This window comes from Gemmatimonadota bacterium, assembly GCA_026387915.1.
In the GTDB taxonomy this organism is placed as follows: Bacteria; Gemmatimonadota; Gemmatimonadetes; order Gemmatimonadales; family Gemmatimonadaceae; genus Fen-1231.
On the sequence record JAPLKS010000011.1, the window covers coordinates 184038 to 198431 of the forward strand.

Sequence of the window (14394 nt, forward strand, 5' to 3'; positions counted from 1 at the left end):
CGCACGGTGTACTCCGTGGCCATATGCTGTGCATCGGCCGCACTTCCGCCGTTGCCGCAGAAAAAGAGCGTTCCTCCGCCCTGCACAGTTGCCCGCACGAGACCCGCCGCTTTTTCAATCGATGGGCCCAGCGATTCCGCCGCGAGGGCGGCCGCCGAGGAAAGCTCCCGCAGGTGCGCCGTCAGGTCAGCCGCCATTCGCACTCCTCGCCAGATTGCCAATACGCATCGCCGCCGCCTGCGCACGGGCTGCGATCGTCTGTGGTTCGTCCGCCGCAGCCTCAAAGGCATAGGTCACGCATGCATCGGCCGCGAGTAGCGACAGCGCGCTCGCGCGCGACGACGCATCACCCTCCAGCACCTGCCGCAACAGGGCTTCACCTGCCGCCACGAGCGCTTCCGCGCGCGGCAACGCGTCCCACTCGGGGTGCTGACGGAACGTGTCACACATGCACCGCACCAGCGCCTCCGGCGCCGCCGGAGACCGCTCAGCGATCCACTCGGCGTGCGCCACTCCGCTCACTCCAATCCCGCCAGCGCGCTCCGGATCACAGCTGCCGCCGCGGCAAGCGCCGCAGGAATCGCATCCGCCGCTACTCCGGCCTGCGCCATGTGCGGCTTGCCGCCGCCACGGGCATTAATCTTGGCGCCAATCTCCTTCACGAGATCGCCCGCAGACACGCCCTTTTCGCGCAGCGCATCGCCGACCACCACGAGGAGCGTGCCCTTTCCATCCTCAAACGCAGCACCCAGTGCGCCAACGCCGGCGGGCATCGCCTCGCGCAGTGCGTCCCCCATCGCTTGCAGTTCCTTCACGTCAGCGGCGACAACCGAGCGCGCCTGCAGCTTGTAGTTGCCCACACTCTCCGCATCGTCCGCACCGCTCGCCGCCGCGCCACCGCCGCGCCGCAGCTCGGCGATCTGCTTTTCCATCACTTTTCGTTCGGCGAGCATCTGATCGATTTTCTTCTCGAGCACTTCGGGGCCAGATGCGTGCAGATTCACCTTCAGCCGCTCACCGAGTGATTCCAGCGCGCGCTCCTTGGCGCGCACCATCGCGAACGCCTTGGGGCCAGTCACCGCAACAATACGCCGCACACCCGCAGACACACCGTTCTCCGACATGACGCGGAACATCAAAATCTGCCCGGTATTCCGCACGTGGCACCCGCCGCACAGTTCGGTCGAACGCAGGTGAATGTCCACCACGCGCACCACGTCGCCGTACTTCTCACCAAAGAGCGCCATCGCGCCACCAGCCACGGCCTCGGCATACGCTTTCTCCGTAATCCGAACATCCGTGTTCTGCCAGATCCCCTCGTTCACCGTTTTCTCCACACGCTCCAACTGCTTCGCCGTCAGCGGTCCGTGATGCGTGAAGTCAAAGCGCAAACGATCGGGCTCCACCACCGAACCGGCCTGATGCACGTGATCGCCGAGCACTCGACGCAACGCCGCGTGCAAGAGATGGGTCGCGGTGTGATTGCGTTCGGTGTCGCGGCGCGGAGCAGGCGCCACCTTGGCGACGGCGTAGTCGAAGTCCACCGTGCCGGTGAGTTCGCCCATCGCCGCAATGCGACCGTCTACCTTGCGCACGTCGTCCACCGCCACGCGCCATCCGTTACCCACGATCTCGCCCTTATCACCCACCTGTCCGCCCGACTCAGCGTAAAACGGGCTCTCGCTCAGGATCATCGCCACGCGGCCGCCATCCAAATGCCGCATCGCCGCCACCTGCGTTTCGCACTCAGTCGCCTCGTACCCCACGAAACGCTGCGACATACCCGCGACGCTCGATCGTTTCCACTTCGCAATGTCGGCGAGATCATCCGCCACGACCGCGATCTTCTTGCTCTTGCGCTCGTCCTGACTCTGCTTGCGCTGCGCATTGAGCGCAGACTCAAAGCCGGCAATGTCAATCACGTAGCCGCGCTCGCGCGCGATCAACTCCGTCAGATCGATCGGAAAGCCAAACGTGTCGTACAGACGGAAGACATCCTCACCCTCGATCGTCCGACGCAACGTCTTGCTGCCGCCCGCCGTGAGCGGCGGCGCAATTTCGTCAAAGCGCTGCATGCCGCCACCGATGGTGGCCAAGAAACGCTCTTCTTCCGCGCGCGTAGTCTGGATGATGTGCTTGTGGCGTACGTGGAGCTCGGGGAACACGTCGCGCATCATGCCAATCACCTTCTCCACAACCAGTTCAAGCGTGGGCTCGCGACGCCCGAGCAGCCACGCGTGTCGCACCGCGCGCCGCAGAATACGCCGCAGCACGTAACCGGAACCGTCGTTGGACGGGAACACGCCATCGGCGAGCAGGAACGCCACTGCGCGCGCGTGGTCCGCAATCACGCGATAGCTCGCCGACTCTTCGTTGGCGTACACGTACGGACGCCCCACCACCTGCGCCACCGTCTCAATGAGCGGCGTAAACAAGTCACCGTGGAAATTGTTCGAAACGCCCTGCATCACCGCCGCAATGCGCTCGAGCCCCGCTCCCGTATCGACCGACGGGCGCGGCAACGGCACCATCGTGCCATCCGGCTGCCGGTCAAACTGCATGAACACCAGATTCCAAATTTCGAGGAAGCGGCCGGCCTCAGCCCCTTCGACGAATGCCTCCTGCGAATAATTCGGAAGATCCGTGCGCGTCCAATCGCCGGTAGCATCCGCAGGGAATTGAAAATCCTTGGCAAGGTGCGCGAGATCGACGTAAATCTCCGAACAGGGACCACATGGCCCCGTGTCCGCCATCTGCCAGAAGTTGTCTTTGTGGCCGAGTCCGTAGATACGGCTCTCCGGCAACCCGGTGATCTCCTTCCAGAGCTGACGCGCTTCGTCGTCCTCGTAAAACACCGTGGCGTACAAATGCTCGGCCGGAAGCTTCAACTCCTTGGTGACAAACTCCCACGCGAAGGTGATCGCATCGCGTTTGAAGTAGTCGCCAAAGGAGAAGTTGCCCAACATCTCGAAAAACGTGTGGTGGCGCGCCGTGTGCCCCACTTGCTCGAGATCGTTGTGCTTCCCGCCCGCGCGGACGCACTTCTGGCTGGTGGTGGCGCGCCGGTTGCCATCGGGCGGCTCTTCCATCCCCAAAAAGACTTTCTTGAACTGGACCATGCCCGCGTTGGTAAACAGCAACGTCGGGTCCTCGGCCGGGACGAGGGACGATGACTCACGGATCGCGTGCTGTTGGCGCGCGAAATAGTCCAGAAAACGGCGGCGGATTTCGGCTGATTGCATACGGACCGAAATCTAATGATGGCAGACGCTTACGAGGAGTGGGGCGCTGCTAAAACGCGCCGTCAGTACCCGCGCCCCGGGAGCAGTTCCTGCAACGCCGTTCGCACCGACGCGCCGTCGAATCCCCGCCGCAACAAAAATGCGGTCAGCCGACGCCGCTGCACCGCCGGTTCCAGCTTGCTCAACGACTGCAGCCTACGAGCCGCCAGACGCCGCACCTGCCCGAGTACATCGACTTCCTCTTCCTCCAACACACTCGCCACCGCGCGCTCCGCTTCCCCGCGAGACACCCCGCGCCGCGACAACTCCGCCCGCACCCGCATCGCCCCCTGCCCCCGTCCAACCAGACGGCTCAGTGCAAAACCACGCGCAAAAGCGAGATCGTCCACCAACCCAATCGCCGCCAATCGGTCGATCACGTCATCCACCACGGCACGCGGGATCTCCTTACGAGCCAACGACCGCCGGAGCTCCATCGCGCTGTGCGACCGTCGAGCGAGTGCGGTAAGGGCGCGGTCGAGTGCGTGGACTCGCAATGCCCCCTCAGCGACCTGCAGCGCCAGCTCCGGCGTGTACGGCACGCCAGCGCGCAGTTTGAGCTCAAGAATCAACGCGGCGTCAACCACCACCGGCGGGGCGCCCTCCGTCACCACCAACGGCTCGCCATCGACCTGTACGTGGTACCGGTCGGCCTTTCGAAGATGTGGCGTAAGCGCTGTAATGGTAGGCATTTAGGTATAAAAATGAACCGGGTGGAGAGCCAGGACGATTTGGAGGATTCCGGGCCTCCGCCACGATCCAAGCTCATCCACCCGGCCCAATTTCATTCGGCTCGAGCAGTCTCAGTGTATGCCGACGGTCAGTCTTCCACCACCTCGGCTTCCACAACGGCTTTGTTAATCCCCAACACCGTCTTGACCTTCTCTTCAATCTCCAACATCACTGCCGGGTTGTCGCGCAGGAACATCTTGGCATTCTCACGCCCCTGCCCAATGCGCTGGTCGCCGTAGCTATACCACGCGCCCGACTTATCGATAATCCCACTCTCGGCGCCGATATCCACCAACAGCGACGTGTGCGAAATCCCCTCGGCGTACATAATATCGAACTCCGCCTGCTTGAACGGCGGCGCAATCTTGTTTTTGACAACCTTCACGCGCACGTGTGAACCGATGACGTCTTCCTTCTCCTTCACCGGTCCGATACGACGGATATCCAACCGCAACGAGGCGTAGAACTTGAGCGCCTTGCCGCCCGTCGTCGTTTCCGGATTGCCGAACATGACGCCGATCTTTTCGCGCAACTGATTGATGAACACCACCGACGTCTTGGACCGGGCAATAGCGCCCGTCAGCTTGCGCAGCGCCTGACTCATCAATCGCGCCTGCAATCCCATGTGCGAATCGCCCATCTCCCCCTCGATTTCGGCCTTCGGAACCAGCGCCGCCACCGAGTCAATCACAATCACATCCACCGCGCCAGAGCGAACCAGGATCTCGCAAATCTCGAGCGCCTGCTCACCAGTATCCGGCTGCGACACCAACAACTTCTCGACATCCACGCCCAACTTTGCCGCGTACTCCGTGTCGAGCGCATGCTCAGCGTCAATGAACGCCGCCGTACCACCTGCCTTCTGCGCATTCGCCACAACGTGCAAGCACAACGTGGTCTTGCCCGAACTTTCCGGTCCGTAAATCTCCGTGATGCGCCCGCGCGGAATCCCACCCGCACCGATGGCCGCATCAAGATTGATCGCGCCTGTCGGAATTACTTCAACACGTACCTTCGGTGCATCTGGCCCCATCTTCATGATGGCGCCACGGCCGTACGACTTCTCGATCTGCGCGATCGCGAGATTGAGCGCTTTCTTTTTTTCGTCGTTCGCAGCTGGTGAAGCCATCGGTGCCTCGAAAGTACTGGGGCGTGTCGCCCGTGAAAGGAATCTACCATCGGTCAGGAGGGGGGCTATCCCCGAAGGAAAAGCGAACCTCCAAGTGGGGATGATACCGAACAGAAGGCGAAGAGGCAATAGGGGGCGAGCATCCGGTCATCCGATTTTCACATCCCCTCAAAACCTCACAAACAAACGTTTCGACATTCCCCTTATTGCTCCGTAAAGCTTTTCATTACAACATCTTACATTCGACTGTTTCGTTTCTGCACGCCGACTTCACCATTCGATGTTCGCTCGCGGGATGGGCGCAGCCATCCAGATCTTGGCCAGAACGCCTGCCTACGCCGCCCGAAATGCCGACGGAACGTGCCGAACATAGACCCGCTCCCCCTGCACCAGCACCCCAAAGACATCAAATCGGTACGCTTCCCCTTCACGACCGTGACGGTCAATCCACGTTTGCGCCGACTTCTGTAACTCACGCTGCTTCCGATGATGCACAGCCTCAACGGGATCGCCAAAGTCATCGCCATGACGCGCCTTCACTTCAACAAACACCACAAGCCCCTCGCGCTCGATCACCAGATCAATGTCCCGACGCCCTGATCGGAAACGGCGCGCCAACACCCGCCAACCGGCACGCTCAAGCCAGCGCGCCGCAACGCGCTCGCCAAGTTCACCAAAGGCATTCGATGTTTTTGTCATGGGCGCACACTACCACCACCCACCTGTCGCCCCGTCATCATCTCACCGCTCGGCGCATCATTCCAATCCGCGCACCGCTCAGTCGGTGAGGATAAACTCCGTGACCGCCGCAATCACGGCCGGCGCCTTGAGCATCCGCCGATGTCCACCCGCGTCCAGCTCAAGCAAGCGCGCATTCCGATACGCCGCCGCCGTCGCCCGAGCATCCACCACCGGCACCTCACGGTCTTCGGGATCGTGTACCACGAGCACCGGGAGCGATTGAGTGCGCGCGATCTCCCGCAACGATGGCGTGTCGTGCGTCAAACCGAGCCGGCGAAGCATCTCCGCGTGAAACGCCTGCGAAGAACGTGGCCCCGCCCCCACCATGTGGAGATAGCGATCGCGAACGTCCGTAAAGTGAGAAGGACTCCCGAGGATGATCGCTTTGCCGAGTTGGAGACCATCGCCGAGCGCGAGGGTGAGGGCCGCGCCGCCCATGGAGTGGCCGACAGCCGCGCGAAAGGGACCGACCGCACACTGGACGTCGCACAGCGCGCGCGCAAAGTGGTACGGGCCGGCATTCCGCCCTGGTGAGGCGCCGTGAGCAGGGCCATCAAGCGCGAGCACCCGCACCCCTGCTGCCGTGAGTGGCGCCACGAAATAGCCCAACTGGGCGCCGCGCCCCTCCCACCCATGGAGCAACACCACTGGCGCACCCGACTCGGGGCCCCACTCGGTGAGGTGATAGCCGGCAATCCAACGATCCCGTCCCGTGGCTGACAACTCCTCTTCCCACGCCGGCGTGCGATGACGACCCGGTGTGGTGAAGAAACGCGCGAGCACGCGGCCGCCAAGCCACGGACTCACGCGTTCGAGCATCCAGAGAAACGCCCGGAACCACGGCGGCATCACGCGGGCGACCGGAGGACGCGTGCGTTCGGCAGCAACGGCGTTCCTCACGCCGCGATCGGCTTCTCCCCGGCAATCCGGTCAAGATCATCAAGCCCCACCAACACATCGCGCGGCTTCGAACCGTCCGGCGGTCCAAGGATCCCCGCGAGGTGGAGCTGGTCAATGATGCGCGCGGCACGTCCATACCCAACCTTGAGGCGCCTCTGAAGCAATGAGGTGGAGCCGCCCTGGTTATGCACGCACACCTCGGCGGCCTCGCGGAACAGCTTGTCGCGATCCGAATCGTCCTCCGCCCCTTCCTGACCGCCACTCGCTTCGAGCGCCTCCTGCTGGCGCACCTTCTCGAGCACGTTGTCTTCGCCCTTGGTCTCGTCAATGTGGAACAGCCCCTGCGCTTCCATGGCGGCCTTCCGCGCCTCGCGACGATCCGAGTACCACTTCATCAGCCGTTCGGTGTCATCGTTCGGCAGATAAGCACCCTGCAAACGCGCCGGCTCACTCTTCCCCGGCGGAATAAAGAGCATGTCGCCGTTGCCAAGCAGCGACTCGGCGCCCATACCGTCGAGAATGGTGCGCGAGTCAATCTGCGAGGCCACACGGAACGCAATGCGGCTCGGGAAGTTTGCCTTGATGAGGCCGGTAATCACATTCACACTCGGACGCTGCGTCGCGAGAATGAGGTGAATGCCAATGGCACGCGCCTTCTGCGCGAGCATCGCCAGCGGCGTCTCCACTTCGGCGGCGCACGTCATCATGAGGTCGGCGAGCTCGTCGATCACCACGACGATGTACGGCAGCACACCGCGCTTGTACTCCCGATCCTCGAACGCCACATTCGCGTCCTTCGGCTTGAGGAGGGGTGCACCGTCGCGAACCTTTTGATTGAAGTCCTGAATGTTGCGCGCGCCATTGGCGGCGAGCAGTTGATACCGTTCCTGCATCTCGAGCACCGCCCACTTGAGCAACGCGGCGGCATCCCGATTATCGGTGACGACCTTGTGCCGTTGATGCGGCAACACGTTGTACACCGAGAGCTCGACCATCTTCGGGTCGACCATCAGGAAGCGCAGCGTCTTGGGCGTGTGCCGGTAAATCAGACTCGTAATGATGGTGTTCACGCACACGGACTTCCCGCTGCCAGTGGCGCCAGCGATCAGCAAGTGTGGCATCTTCGCGAGATCGGCGATCACCGGACGTCCTTCAAGATCGCGACCAAGCGCAATCGGCAACGCACGAGGCGTCAGTTCGTAGTCGCGATTCTCGATCATTTCGCGGAAGCCCACCATCTCCGCCACCGGATTGGGCACCTCAACACCGACGGCGCCCTTGCCCGGAATCGGCGCCACAATACGAATGCTCGGCGCACGCATCGCGAGCGCCAAATCGTTCGCGAGGTTCGCGAACTGCCGCACCTTCACACCAGGACTCGGTTCGATTTCAAACTGCGTCACCGTGGGGCCCGTCGTACGGCCCGTGAGGGTGCCGTCGACTTTGAACGTGCGCAGGGCGTCCATCAACTTCTGCCCCATCGCGTCGAGATGCGCTTTCCCGGCGTCGGTGTTCTTGGGCGGGTGCGCCGTGAGCAGTTCGGGAGAGGGCAGTTCGTCGGCGAGGAGATCCGCCGGATCGGCGCCAGCGTTGATCGCGGCCGCGACTTCGGCGGCGTGATCGGCGGCCTTCTCCGTCTTCGTTTGTTTCTTCTTGGAGCCGCGGGTTTTTGCCGCAGCGGCTTCCGGCGCTTCGGCGTCGGCCAGTTCTTCTTCGGCTTCGACCGTCGCGCTCCCGGCCGCTTCTTCCATGAGCGACAAGTCCATCGTCGGCATTTCGGCTGCGTCAGGCTCGAGCGCCTCGGCCTTCGTGAGTGCCGCAGCCGTCAACGCCACCGCACCTGCCACCTCGCCCTGGGGAGCGGCCGCGTCAGCGCGCGCGACTTTCTTGCCACCACCAATCACGAGCCGCAACGGATTCCACGCCAGCGTCCCCGCCATGAGTGCGCAGGAGAGAATCGCGACGCCCACCCAGGCCCCGCCGAGTCCAATGGCTTTGACGAGGTAGAACGCGACGAACGATCCCACGAGACCCGCATACGGGTCCACATTCGACGCGTCCACGGTGGCACCGCGAGCGAGCGCAGCGGCCACCGGCACGATCGCCGCCAGCCCGATGGTGAAGAACAGCCAGCGCTTGTCGTCGCTCTCTTCGATGCGGCCGAGCAGGCGGAGGGCGTGCACGGCAGGAATGAACGGGACGATCACGGCACAGAGCGCGCCGAGTGTGAGCAGAATGGAGGAGCGCAGGCAGGCGCCGACCGGCCCGAAGATGGTCGCGGCATCCGAGCATGATTGTCCGTCGGATGCACCGCCGGCGAGCAGCGAGCCTGCAATGAAGACGGCCGCGAGGAGGAGCGCGATGCCGCCGATTTCACGTTTCAGATGTGTACGCCGCGCGATCTGCTGCACTTCCGCCGACGTCGGTGCGGATTCGGATCCGGCACCTGCATCAGAACCGTCGGCAGCGCGTTTGCGCCGGCGCGGCTTCGGTGCGGCATCCAGCGTTTCGAGCAACAGGGCGTCAGAGCGCGACGAGCTCTCGTCCGACGAGATGCGGGACGACGGGGTGCGCGTCGAGCGCGCGGCACGCCGCGAGGTCGCGGGCGAATCCGAGTCGTCTGAGCGTTCGTCCGTGGTCGGCGTGTTGGAAGAGCCGCGCGAGCTTTTCGTCATACGGTTTCTCGATATGCAGCGCGGAACGCGCCGCGTCGTTCAGTTGCACCCGTCCGCGGCCGGGGAGACGGTAGAGCGCCAGACGCACAAAGCGCCCCGCACACGCCGTATCCTCGAGTGAGAAGCGCCCTTCGCTTCCCGCACAGACGAGGGCAACGTCCAACTCCCGCCGGAGTGCGGAGCGCACGACGGCGAGTATCTCCGAGAAGTTGACGTATGACCCCGTATAGACGTCACGGGCTCGCGACTGAGCCGCCATCAGCGCCGCGGTGCCATTGGTGGTGGTCAGCACAATCCGCTGGCCGCCCACTCGGCGACGGGAAAACTCCCGCGGCGAATTCCCCAAGGAAAAGCCACGCGGCGGCACCCCCTGGCGCTCGCCGGCGAGCAGCGTGTCCGCCCCGCCCCGCCTCGCGAGCTCGCGCGCCTCGGCCACGGTTCGGGCGGGCACCACGCTGACGGCGCCATGGTGGAGCGCCGTGGCAATAGAAGTGGTGGCACGCAACACATCAATGACCACCGCCACATCAGCACGGCCGATGCCCACGGCCTGCTCATACACGGAGAACTGCGACATCACCGATCGCCGACTGTGAGCGCCGCGACCGGTGCGCCCTTACGCATCCTTGAGCAGGTACGCCCCTTCCTGCTCGAGGAACTTCGTGTGGACCGCACCTTCCACAAAGTGCGGGTCTTCCATCACGCGCCCGAGGAACGGGATGGTGGTGGAGACACCCTGCACGATGAACGTATCGAGCGCCACGCGCATTTTAGCGAGCGCCTCGCCACGGTCACGACCGTGGCAGATGAGCTTGGCGATCATCGAGTCGTAGAACGGCGGCACCGTGTAGCCCGCGTACGCGTGGGTATCGATGCGGACACCGTTACCCCCCGGCGGATGGAACACGTCGATCTTCCCGGGCGAGGGTTGGAAGTTGCGGTTCGGATCTTCCGCGTTGATCCGGCACTCAATGACGTGACCGCGCATCTCCGGCGTCGCCGTGATCGACAACGGCTCTCCCGCCGCCACGCGAATCTGTTCCTTCACCAGATCCACACCCGTGATCATCTCGGTCACGGGATGTTCGACCTGAATGCGGGTGTTCATTTCCATGAAGTAGTACGAGCCATCTTCGTCGAGCAGCATCTCAATCGTGCCCGCTCCCACGTAGTTGATGGACTTCGCACCCTTCACCGCCGCATCCCCCATCATTTTGCGCAGTTCTGGGGTCATGGCCGGGCTCGGCGATTCTTCAATGAGCTTCTGGTGACGGCGCTGCACCGAGCAGTCGCGCTCACCCAGATGAATCACATTGCCGTGAGAGTCGCCCAGGATCTGGAACTCGATGTGCCGCGGACGCTCGAGATATTTCTCGACGTACACCGACCCGTTGCCAAAGGCCGAGAGCGCCTCGGATCGTGCGAGCTGAAAGCTGCGCGCGAAGTCGTCCGCATCGCGAGCGACGCGCATGCCCTTTCCGCCGCCACCCGCGGCGGCTTTGATGATCACCGGAAAGCCGATCGACTCCGCAAAGCCAAGCGCTTCGTCCACATCTTCGACGGGACCCGGCGAACCCGGCACTACCGGCACGCCGTTGGCGATCATCGTCGCGCGCGCGGCGGCTTTATCGCCCATCGTACGGATCTGCGACGGCGTCGGCCCAATGAACGTGATCTTGCTCGCCGCGCAGGTCTCCGCGAACTCCGCATTCTCCGCGAGGAAGCCGTAGCCCGGGTGAATGGCGTCGGCTCCGGTAATTTCCGCCGCCGCAATAAGCCGTGGAATTCGCAGGTAGCTATCACGCGCCGGCGCGGGGCCAATACAGACGTCATCATCGGCGAAGCGCACGTGCAAGGATTCGCGGTCCGCCTCGGAGTACACCGCCACGGTCTCCACACCCATCTCTCGACAGGCGCGAATCACGCGCAGCGCAATCTCTCCTCGGTTCGCGATCAGAACTTTTCTAAACATGAGCGGTCAGTGTCGGACAAAGGGCGAGCGGGACGAGATGCGGCATCAGCCGGCCACATCCTGGCTGAACGAGTCCCACGTCGTATCGCTCGAACCGGCAATCCCCTGCACCTTGAGTGCGAACTCGCTGGGATTGGTCGCGAAGAACAGCGCATTGTCGTACGAGATGACGCCCTTGGCGTACCAGTTCATCAACGACTGGTCAAAACTCTGCATGCCGTACTGCACCGTTCCCTCACGAATGAGATCCGGGATATTGAGCGACTTGGTGATGTCGCGGATGTTGTCTGCCACGGCCGCGGTATTGATGAGCACCTCGCACGCGGGAATACGTCCGGGGCGATCGGAACGCGGCACGAGGCGGAGCGACACCACCGCCTGCAGGGCATTCGCGAGCGAAAACCGCACGTCGGCCTGCTGGTGCGGCGGATAGAACGAGAGCACACGGTTGATCGTCTGCGTGGCGTCGGTCGTGTGCAGCGTACTGAACACGAGATGCCCCGTGTCGGCCGCCTTCAACGCGATCTCGAGTGTTTCGAGATCGCGGATTTCGCCAATGAGCACGATGTCTGGGTCCTGACGCAACACGCGGCGCAACGCCTGCGCAAACGACCCGGTGTCCGTCCCAACTTCACGCTGATTGATATGGCAGTTGATATCACGATGCAGGAACTCAATCGGATCCTCAATCGTGATCACATTCGCGTGCCGGTTCTCATTGATGTACTGAATCATCGACGCGAGTGCGGTGGACTTCCCCGAACCCGTGATGCCCGTCACCAGCACCAGCCCGCGCGGACGAATCGAGATTTGTTCGAGCACCGGCGGCAGATTCAGATCCTTGATCGACAGCGCTTGAAAGGCAATCGCGCGAAAGGCATACGCAATGGATCCGCGCTGCTGATACATGTTCACGCGGAATCGGCCGACCCCAGGCACGCCCACCGCGAAGTCCGCTTCTTTCTCCGTCTCAAACTCGCGGCGCTGCTTGGGCGGAATGATCTGCTCGCCAATCGAGCGCAGATCTTCCGGCTTGAGCGGCGGCATGTCGAGTTCGGTCAGCTCACCGTCCACACGGATGGTGGGCGCACGGCCAACCTTCAGATGCAGATCTGATCCACCCTTCTGCACCATCAGCTGGAGCACCGCCTTGTAGTTGAACGGCGGCACCGGTGCTGCTGCGGAGGGAGCGCCCGCCGGTGGCGGTGTGGTGGGCGAAGCGGGCGGGCGCGGCGGAGTGCCCGGCTCAGCCATTCGGATCGATCCGGAACAGGACCTGGCCGTATTCCACCGGGTGCGCATCAGTGCCATTGACCTCACGCACGACGCCGGCAAACTCCGACTCGATCTCATTCATGATCTTCATCGCTTCGATGATGCAGAGAATCTGCCCCTTGGCGATTTTCTGCCCCACCGACACGTACGCCTTGGCGCCGGGTTCTGGCGAGGCATAGAAGGTGCCGACCATCGGCGACTTCACGTCGAGCGACGCGGACTTTGGCGGCTCGGCGGCTGGGGCGGCCGCGACTTCCGTCGCGGTGCCGTGTGGCAGTGCCAAACGCGGGTCTGGGGCCATCAGCGCCGGCATCTGCATTGGGGCGGCCATCTGCACGGCCCCACGCTGCACGGCGGATTTGCTGATGCGGATCTTCATTCCCTTATCGGAAGAGATCTCAATCGAGTCCACCGAGGATTCGTCGAGCATGTCGACGAGCTTCTTGACGTAGCGAAGGTCGATCATCGTGGGTGTGGGAGCGAGGAAACAGCGGCGTGCGGGACACAGCGTCCAGCGTCCGCAATCATGGCAAGGTGAAACGTCGTGGTCCTGCACCAGCGGCACATCGGGACCGCGCGGTGCGCGGATCAGCCGATTTCGATCAGGTCCCGAGAAAACGAGGTCAGGACTTCGGCCCCCTCGGTCGTTACCAGCACATCGTCTTCGATCCGGACTCCGCCCCACCCAGCGCGGTACACGCCGGGCTCAATCGTGACCACCGCTCCAACCGGCAACGGCGTCTCAGCAAGCTTAGACAACCTAGGCGATTCGTGCACTTCGAGCCCGATTCCGTGCCCCAAAGAATGCCCAAACTCGGGACCCCAACCGCGGCGCTCAATGTAGCCCCGCGCGACGGCGTCCGCATCCCGTCCACGCATTCCAGCCCGAACAGCACCCGAAGCGCTCGCATTGGCCTCACGCACAATCGAGTAAATGTCGCGCATCTCCGCGTTCGCGCTTCCCACCGCGAAGGTACGCGTGATGTCGGAGCAGTAGCCACCCGATACCGCGCCAAAGTCGATCAGCAGAAACTCGCCGGGCCGCACCACACGCGCCGACGCTCGCGCATGCGGCAGCGCCGAACGCTCTCCGGACGCCACAATACACTCGAACGGAAAGGCCTCACTCCCCGCGGCCCGCAACTCAAACTCCAAGCGGCCACAGACATCCAACTCCGTCATCCCTGCTTTGATATGGAGCATGGTGCGCTCCAGCGCCCGTTCCGCAATCGCGATGGCGTCTCGAATGGAGGCGACCTCGCTCTCGTCTTTCTGCTCGCGCAAGACTTCCACCAGGTTCACACTCGGCCGCCAGTGCCACCGAGCGCCGGCGTCTTGGAATCGCGCCGAGTCCGCATGCGTCATATGCGCCGACTCAAAGGCGAGAGTTTCCACTGGCAGTTCTGGCAGTAGCGTCCACAAACGCGACCAGATGGAGGTCCCATCAATGATGATGTCTGCCGCATGCCCCGATTCCGCCGCCGATTGGATCGCATAGCGAAAATCGGTGATGAGCACGGTGCGCGCCGCGGTCACCAACAGCATGGCCGAGGACCCCGTGAAGCCGCACAGGTAGCGGACGTTGGGGATAGAGGTGACGAGGAGGCCGTCCAGCTGCGAGGCCGCCAAGGACGCGCGCAAGCGCGCCTGCCGTTCGAGGTGTCGCGGGGCGTGCATGGCCTTCCGCGC

At 63.3% G+C, this 14394-nt stretch carries 12 protein-coding genes; all 12 read right to left on the reverse strand.

Features of this window, described 5'->3' with window-relative positions; all coding sequences use genetic code 11:
- Positions 1–186: 186 nt before the first annotated feature.
- Positions 187–513 (reverse strand): hypothetical protein, encoded by a 327-nt coding sequence (locus NTZ43_06725; protein MCX5766899.1) that lies wholly within the window; start codon positions 511–513, stop codon positions 187–189.
- Positions 514–518: 5 nt separating this feature from the next.
- Positions 519–3242, reverse strand: coding sequence for an alanine--tRNA ligase (gene alaS / locus NTZ43_06730; GenBank protein MCX5766900.1), 2724 nt, complete (start codon positions 3240–3242; stop codon positions 519–521).
- Between the two features lie 62 nt (positions 3243–3304).
- Positions 3305–3973: a regulatory protein RecX gene (locus tag NTZ43_06735; GenBank protein ID MCX5766901.1), complete on the reverse strand. Its 669-nt coding sequence runs from the start codon at positions 3971–3973 to the stop codon at positions 3305–3307.
- A 128-nt stretch (positions 3974–4101) separates the two neighbouring features.
- Positions 4102–5142 carry a recombinase RecA gene (gene recA / locus NTZ43_06740; protein MCX5766902.1) on the reverse strand — a complete coding sequence of 347 codons (1041 nt, stop codon included), beginning with the start codon at positions 5140–5142 and terminating at the stop codon, positions 4102–4104.
- 333 nt (positions 5143–5475) lie between these two features.
- Positions 5476–5841: a YraN family protein gene (locus tag NTZ43_06745; protein MCX5766903.1), complete on the reverse strand. Its 366-nt coding sequence runs from the start codon at positions 5839–5841 to the stop codon at positions 5476–5478.
- A 78-nt stretch (positions 5842–5919) separates the two neighbouring features.
- The gene (locus NTZ43_06750; protein ID MCX5766904.1) at positions 5920–6783 is read right to left on the reverse strand and encodes an alpha/beta fold hydrolase; all 864 of its coding nucleotides are present in this window, start codon (positions 6781–6783) and stop codon (positions 5920–5922) included.
- Positions 6780–9194: a DNA translocase FtsK 4TM domain-containing protein gene (locus tag NTZ43_06755; GenBank protein MCX5766905.1), complete on the reverse strand. Its 2415-nt coding sequence runs from the start codon at positions 9192–9194 to the stop codon at positions 6780–6782. Before NTZ43_06755 ends, NTZ43_06750 begins: the two co-directional genes overlap by 4 nt.
- 112 nt (positions 9195–9306) lie before the next feature.
- Complete coding sequence (locus tag NTZ43_06760) at positions 9307–10035, reverse strand: 2-phosphosulfolactate phosphatase (GenBank protein MCX5766906.1); 729 nt, start codon at positions 10033–10035, stop codon at positions 9307–9309.
- A 39-nt stretch (positions 10036–10074) separates the two neighbouring features.
- A complete protein-coding gene (accC, locus tag NTZ43_06765; protein MCX5766907.1) occupies positions 10075–11430 on the reverse strand; it encodes an acetyl-CoA carboxylase biotin carboxylase subunit in 1356 nt (451 codons plus the stop codon).
- Between the two features lie 45 nt (positions 11431–11475).
- The gene (locus NTZ43_06770) at positions 11476–12684 is read right to left on the reverse strand and encodes a type IV pilus twitching motility protein PilT (protein MCX5766908.1); all 1209 of its coding nucleotides are present in this window, start codon (positions 12682–12684) and stop codon (positions 11476–11478) included.
- The gene (accB, locus tag NTZ43_06775; GenBank protein ID MCX5766909.1) at positions 12677–13168 is read right to left on the reverse strand and encodes an acetyl-CoA carboxylase biotin carboxyl carrier protein; all 492 of its coding nucleotides are present in this window, start codon (positions 13166–13168) and stop codon (positions 12677–12679) included. Before accB ends, NTZ43_06770 begins: the two co-directional genes overlap by 8 nt.
- 125 nt (positions 13169–13293) lie before the next feature.
- Entirely contained in the window at positions 13294–14382 is a 1089-nt protein-coding gene (locus NTZ43_06780) for a Xaa-Pro peptidase family protein (GenBank protein ID MCX5766910.1), read from the reverse strand.
- Positions 14383–14394 lie beyond the last annotated feature (12 nt).

What these genes read in the sequence shown, in the direction of transcription:
- alaS (MCX5766900.1), bottom strand. Translation starts at nt 3,242, where the DNA reads ATGCAATCAGCCGAAATCCGCCGCCGTTTTCTGGACTATTTCGCGCGC.
- NTZ43_06735 (MCX5766901.1), bottom strand. Translation starts at nt 3,973, where the DNA reads ATGCCTACCATTACAGCGCTTACGCCACATCTTCGAAAGGCCGACCGG.
- recA (MCX5766902.1), bottom strand. Translation starts at nt 5,142, where the DNA reads ATGGCTTCACCAGCTGCGAACGACGAAAAAAAGAAAGCGCTCAATCTC.
- NTZ43_06745 (MCX5766903.1), bottom strand. Translation starts at nt 5,841, where the DNA reads ATGACAAAAACATCGAATGCCTTTGGTGAACTTGGCGAGCGCGTTGCG.
- NTZ43_06760 (MCX5766906.1), bottom strand. Translation starts at nt 10,035, where the DNA reads ATGTCGCAGTTCTCCGTGTATGAGCAGGCCGTGGGCATCGGCCGTGCT.
- accC (MCX5766907.1), bottom strand. Translation starts at nt 11,430, where the DNA reads ATGTTTAGAAAAGTTCTGATCGCGAACCGAGGAGAGATTGCGCTGCGC.
- NTZ43_06770 (MCX5766908.1), bottom strand. Translation starts at nt 12,684, where the DNA reads ATGGCTGAGCCGGGCACTCCGCCGCGCCCGCCCGCTTCGCCCACCACA.
- NTZ43_06780 (MCX5766910.1), bottom strand. Translation starts at nt 14,382, where the DNA reads ATGCACGCCCCGCGACACCTCGAACGGCAGGCGCGCTTGCGCGCGTCC.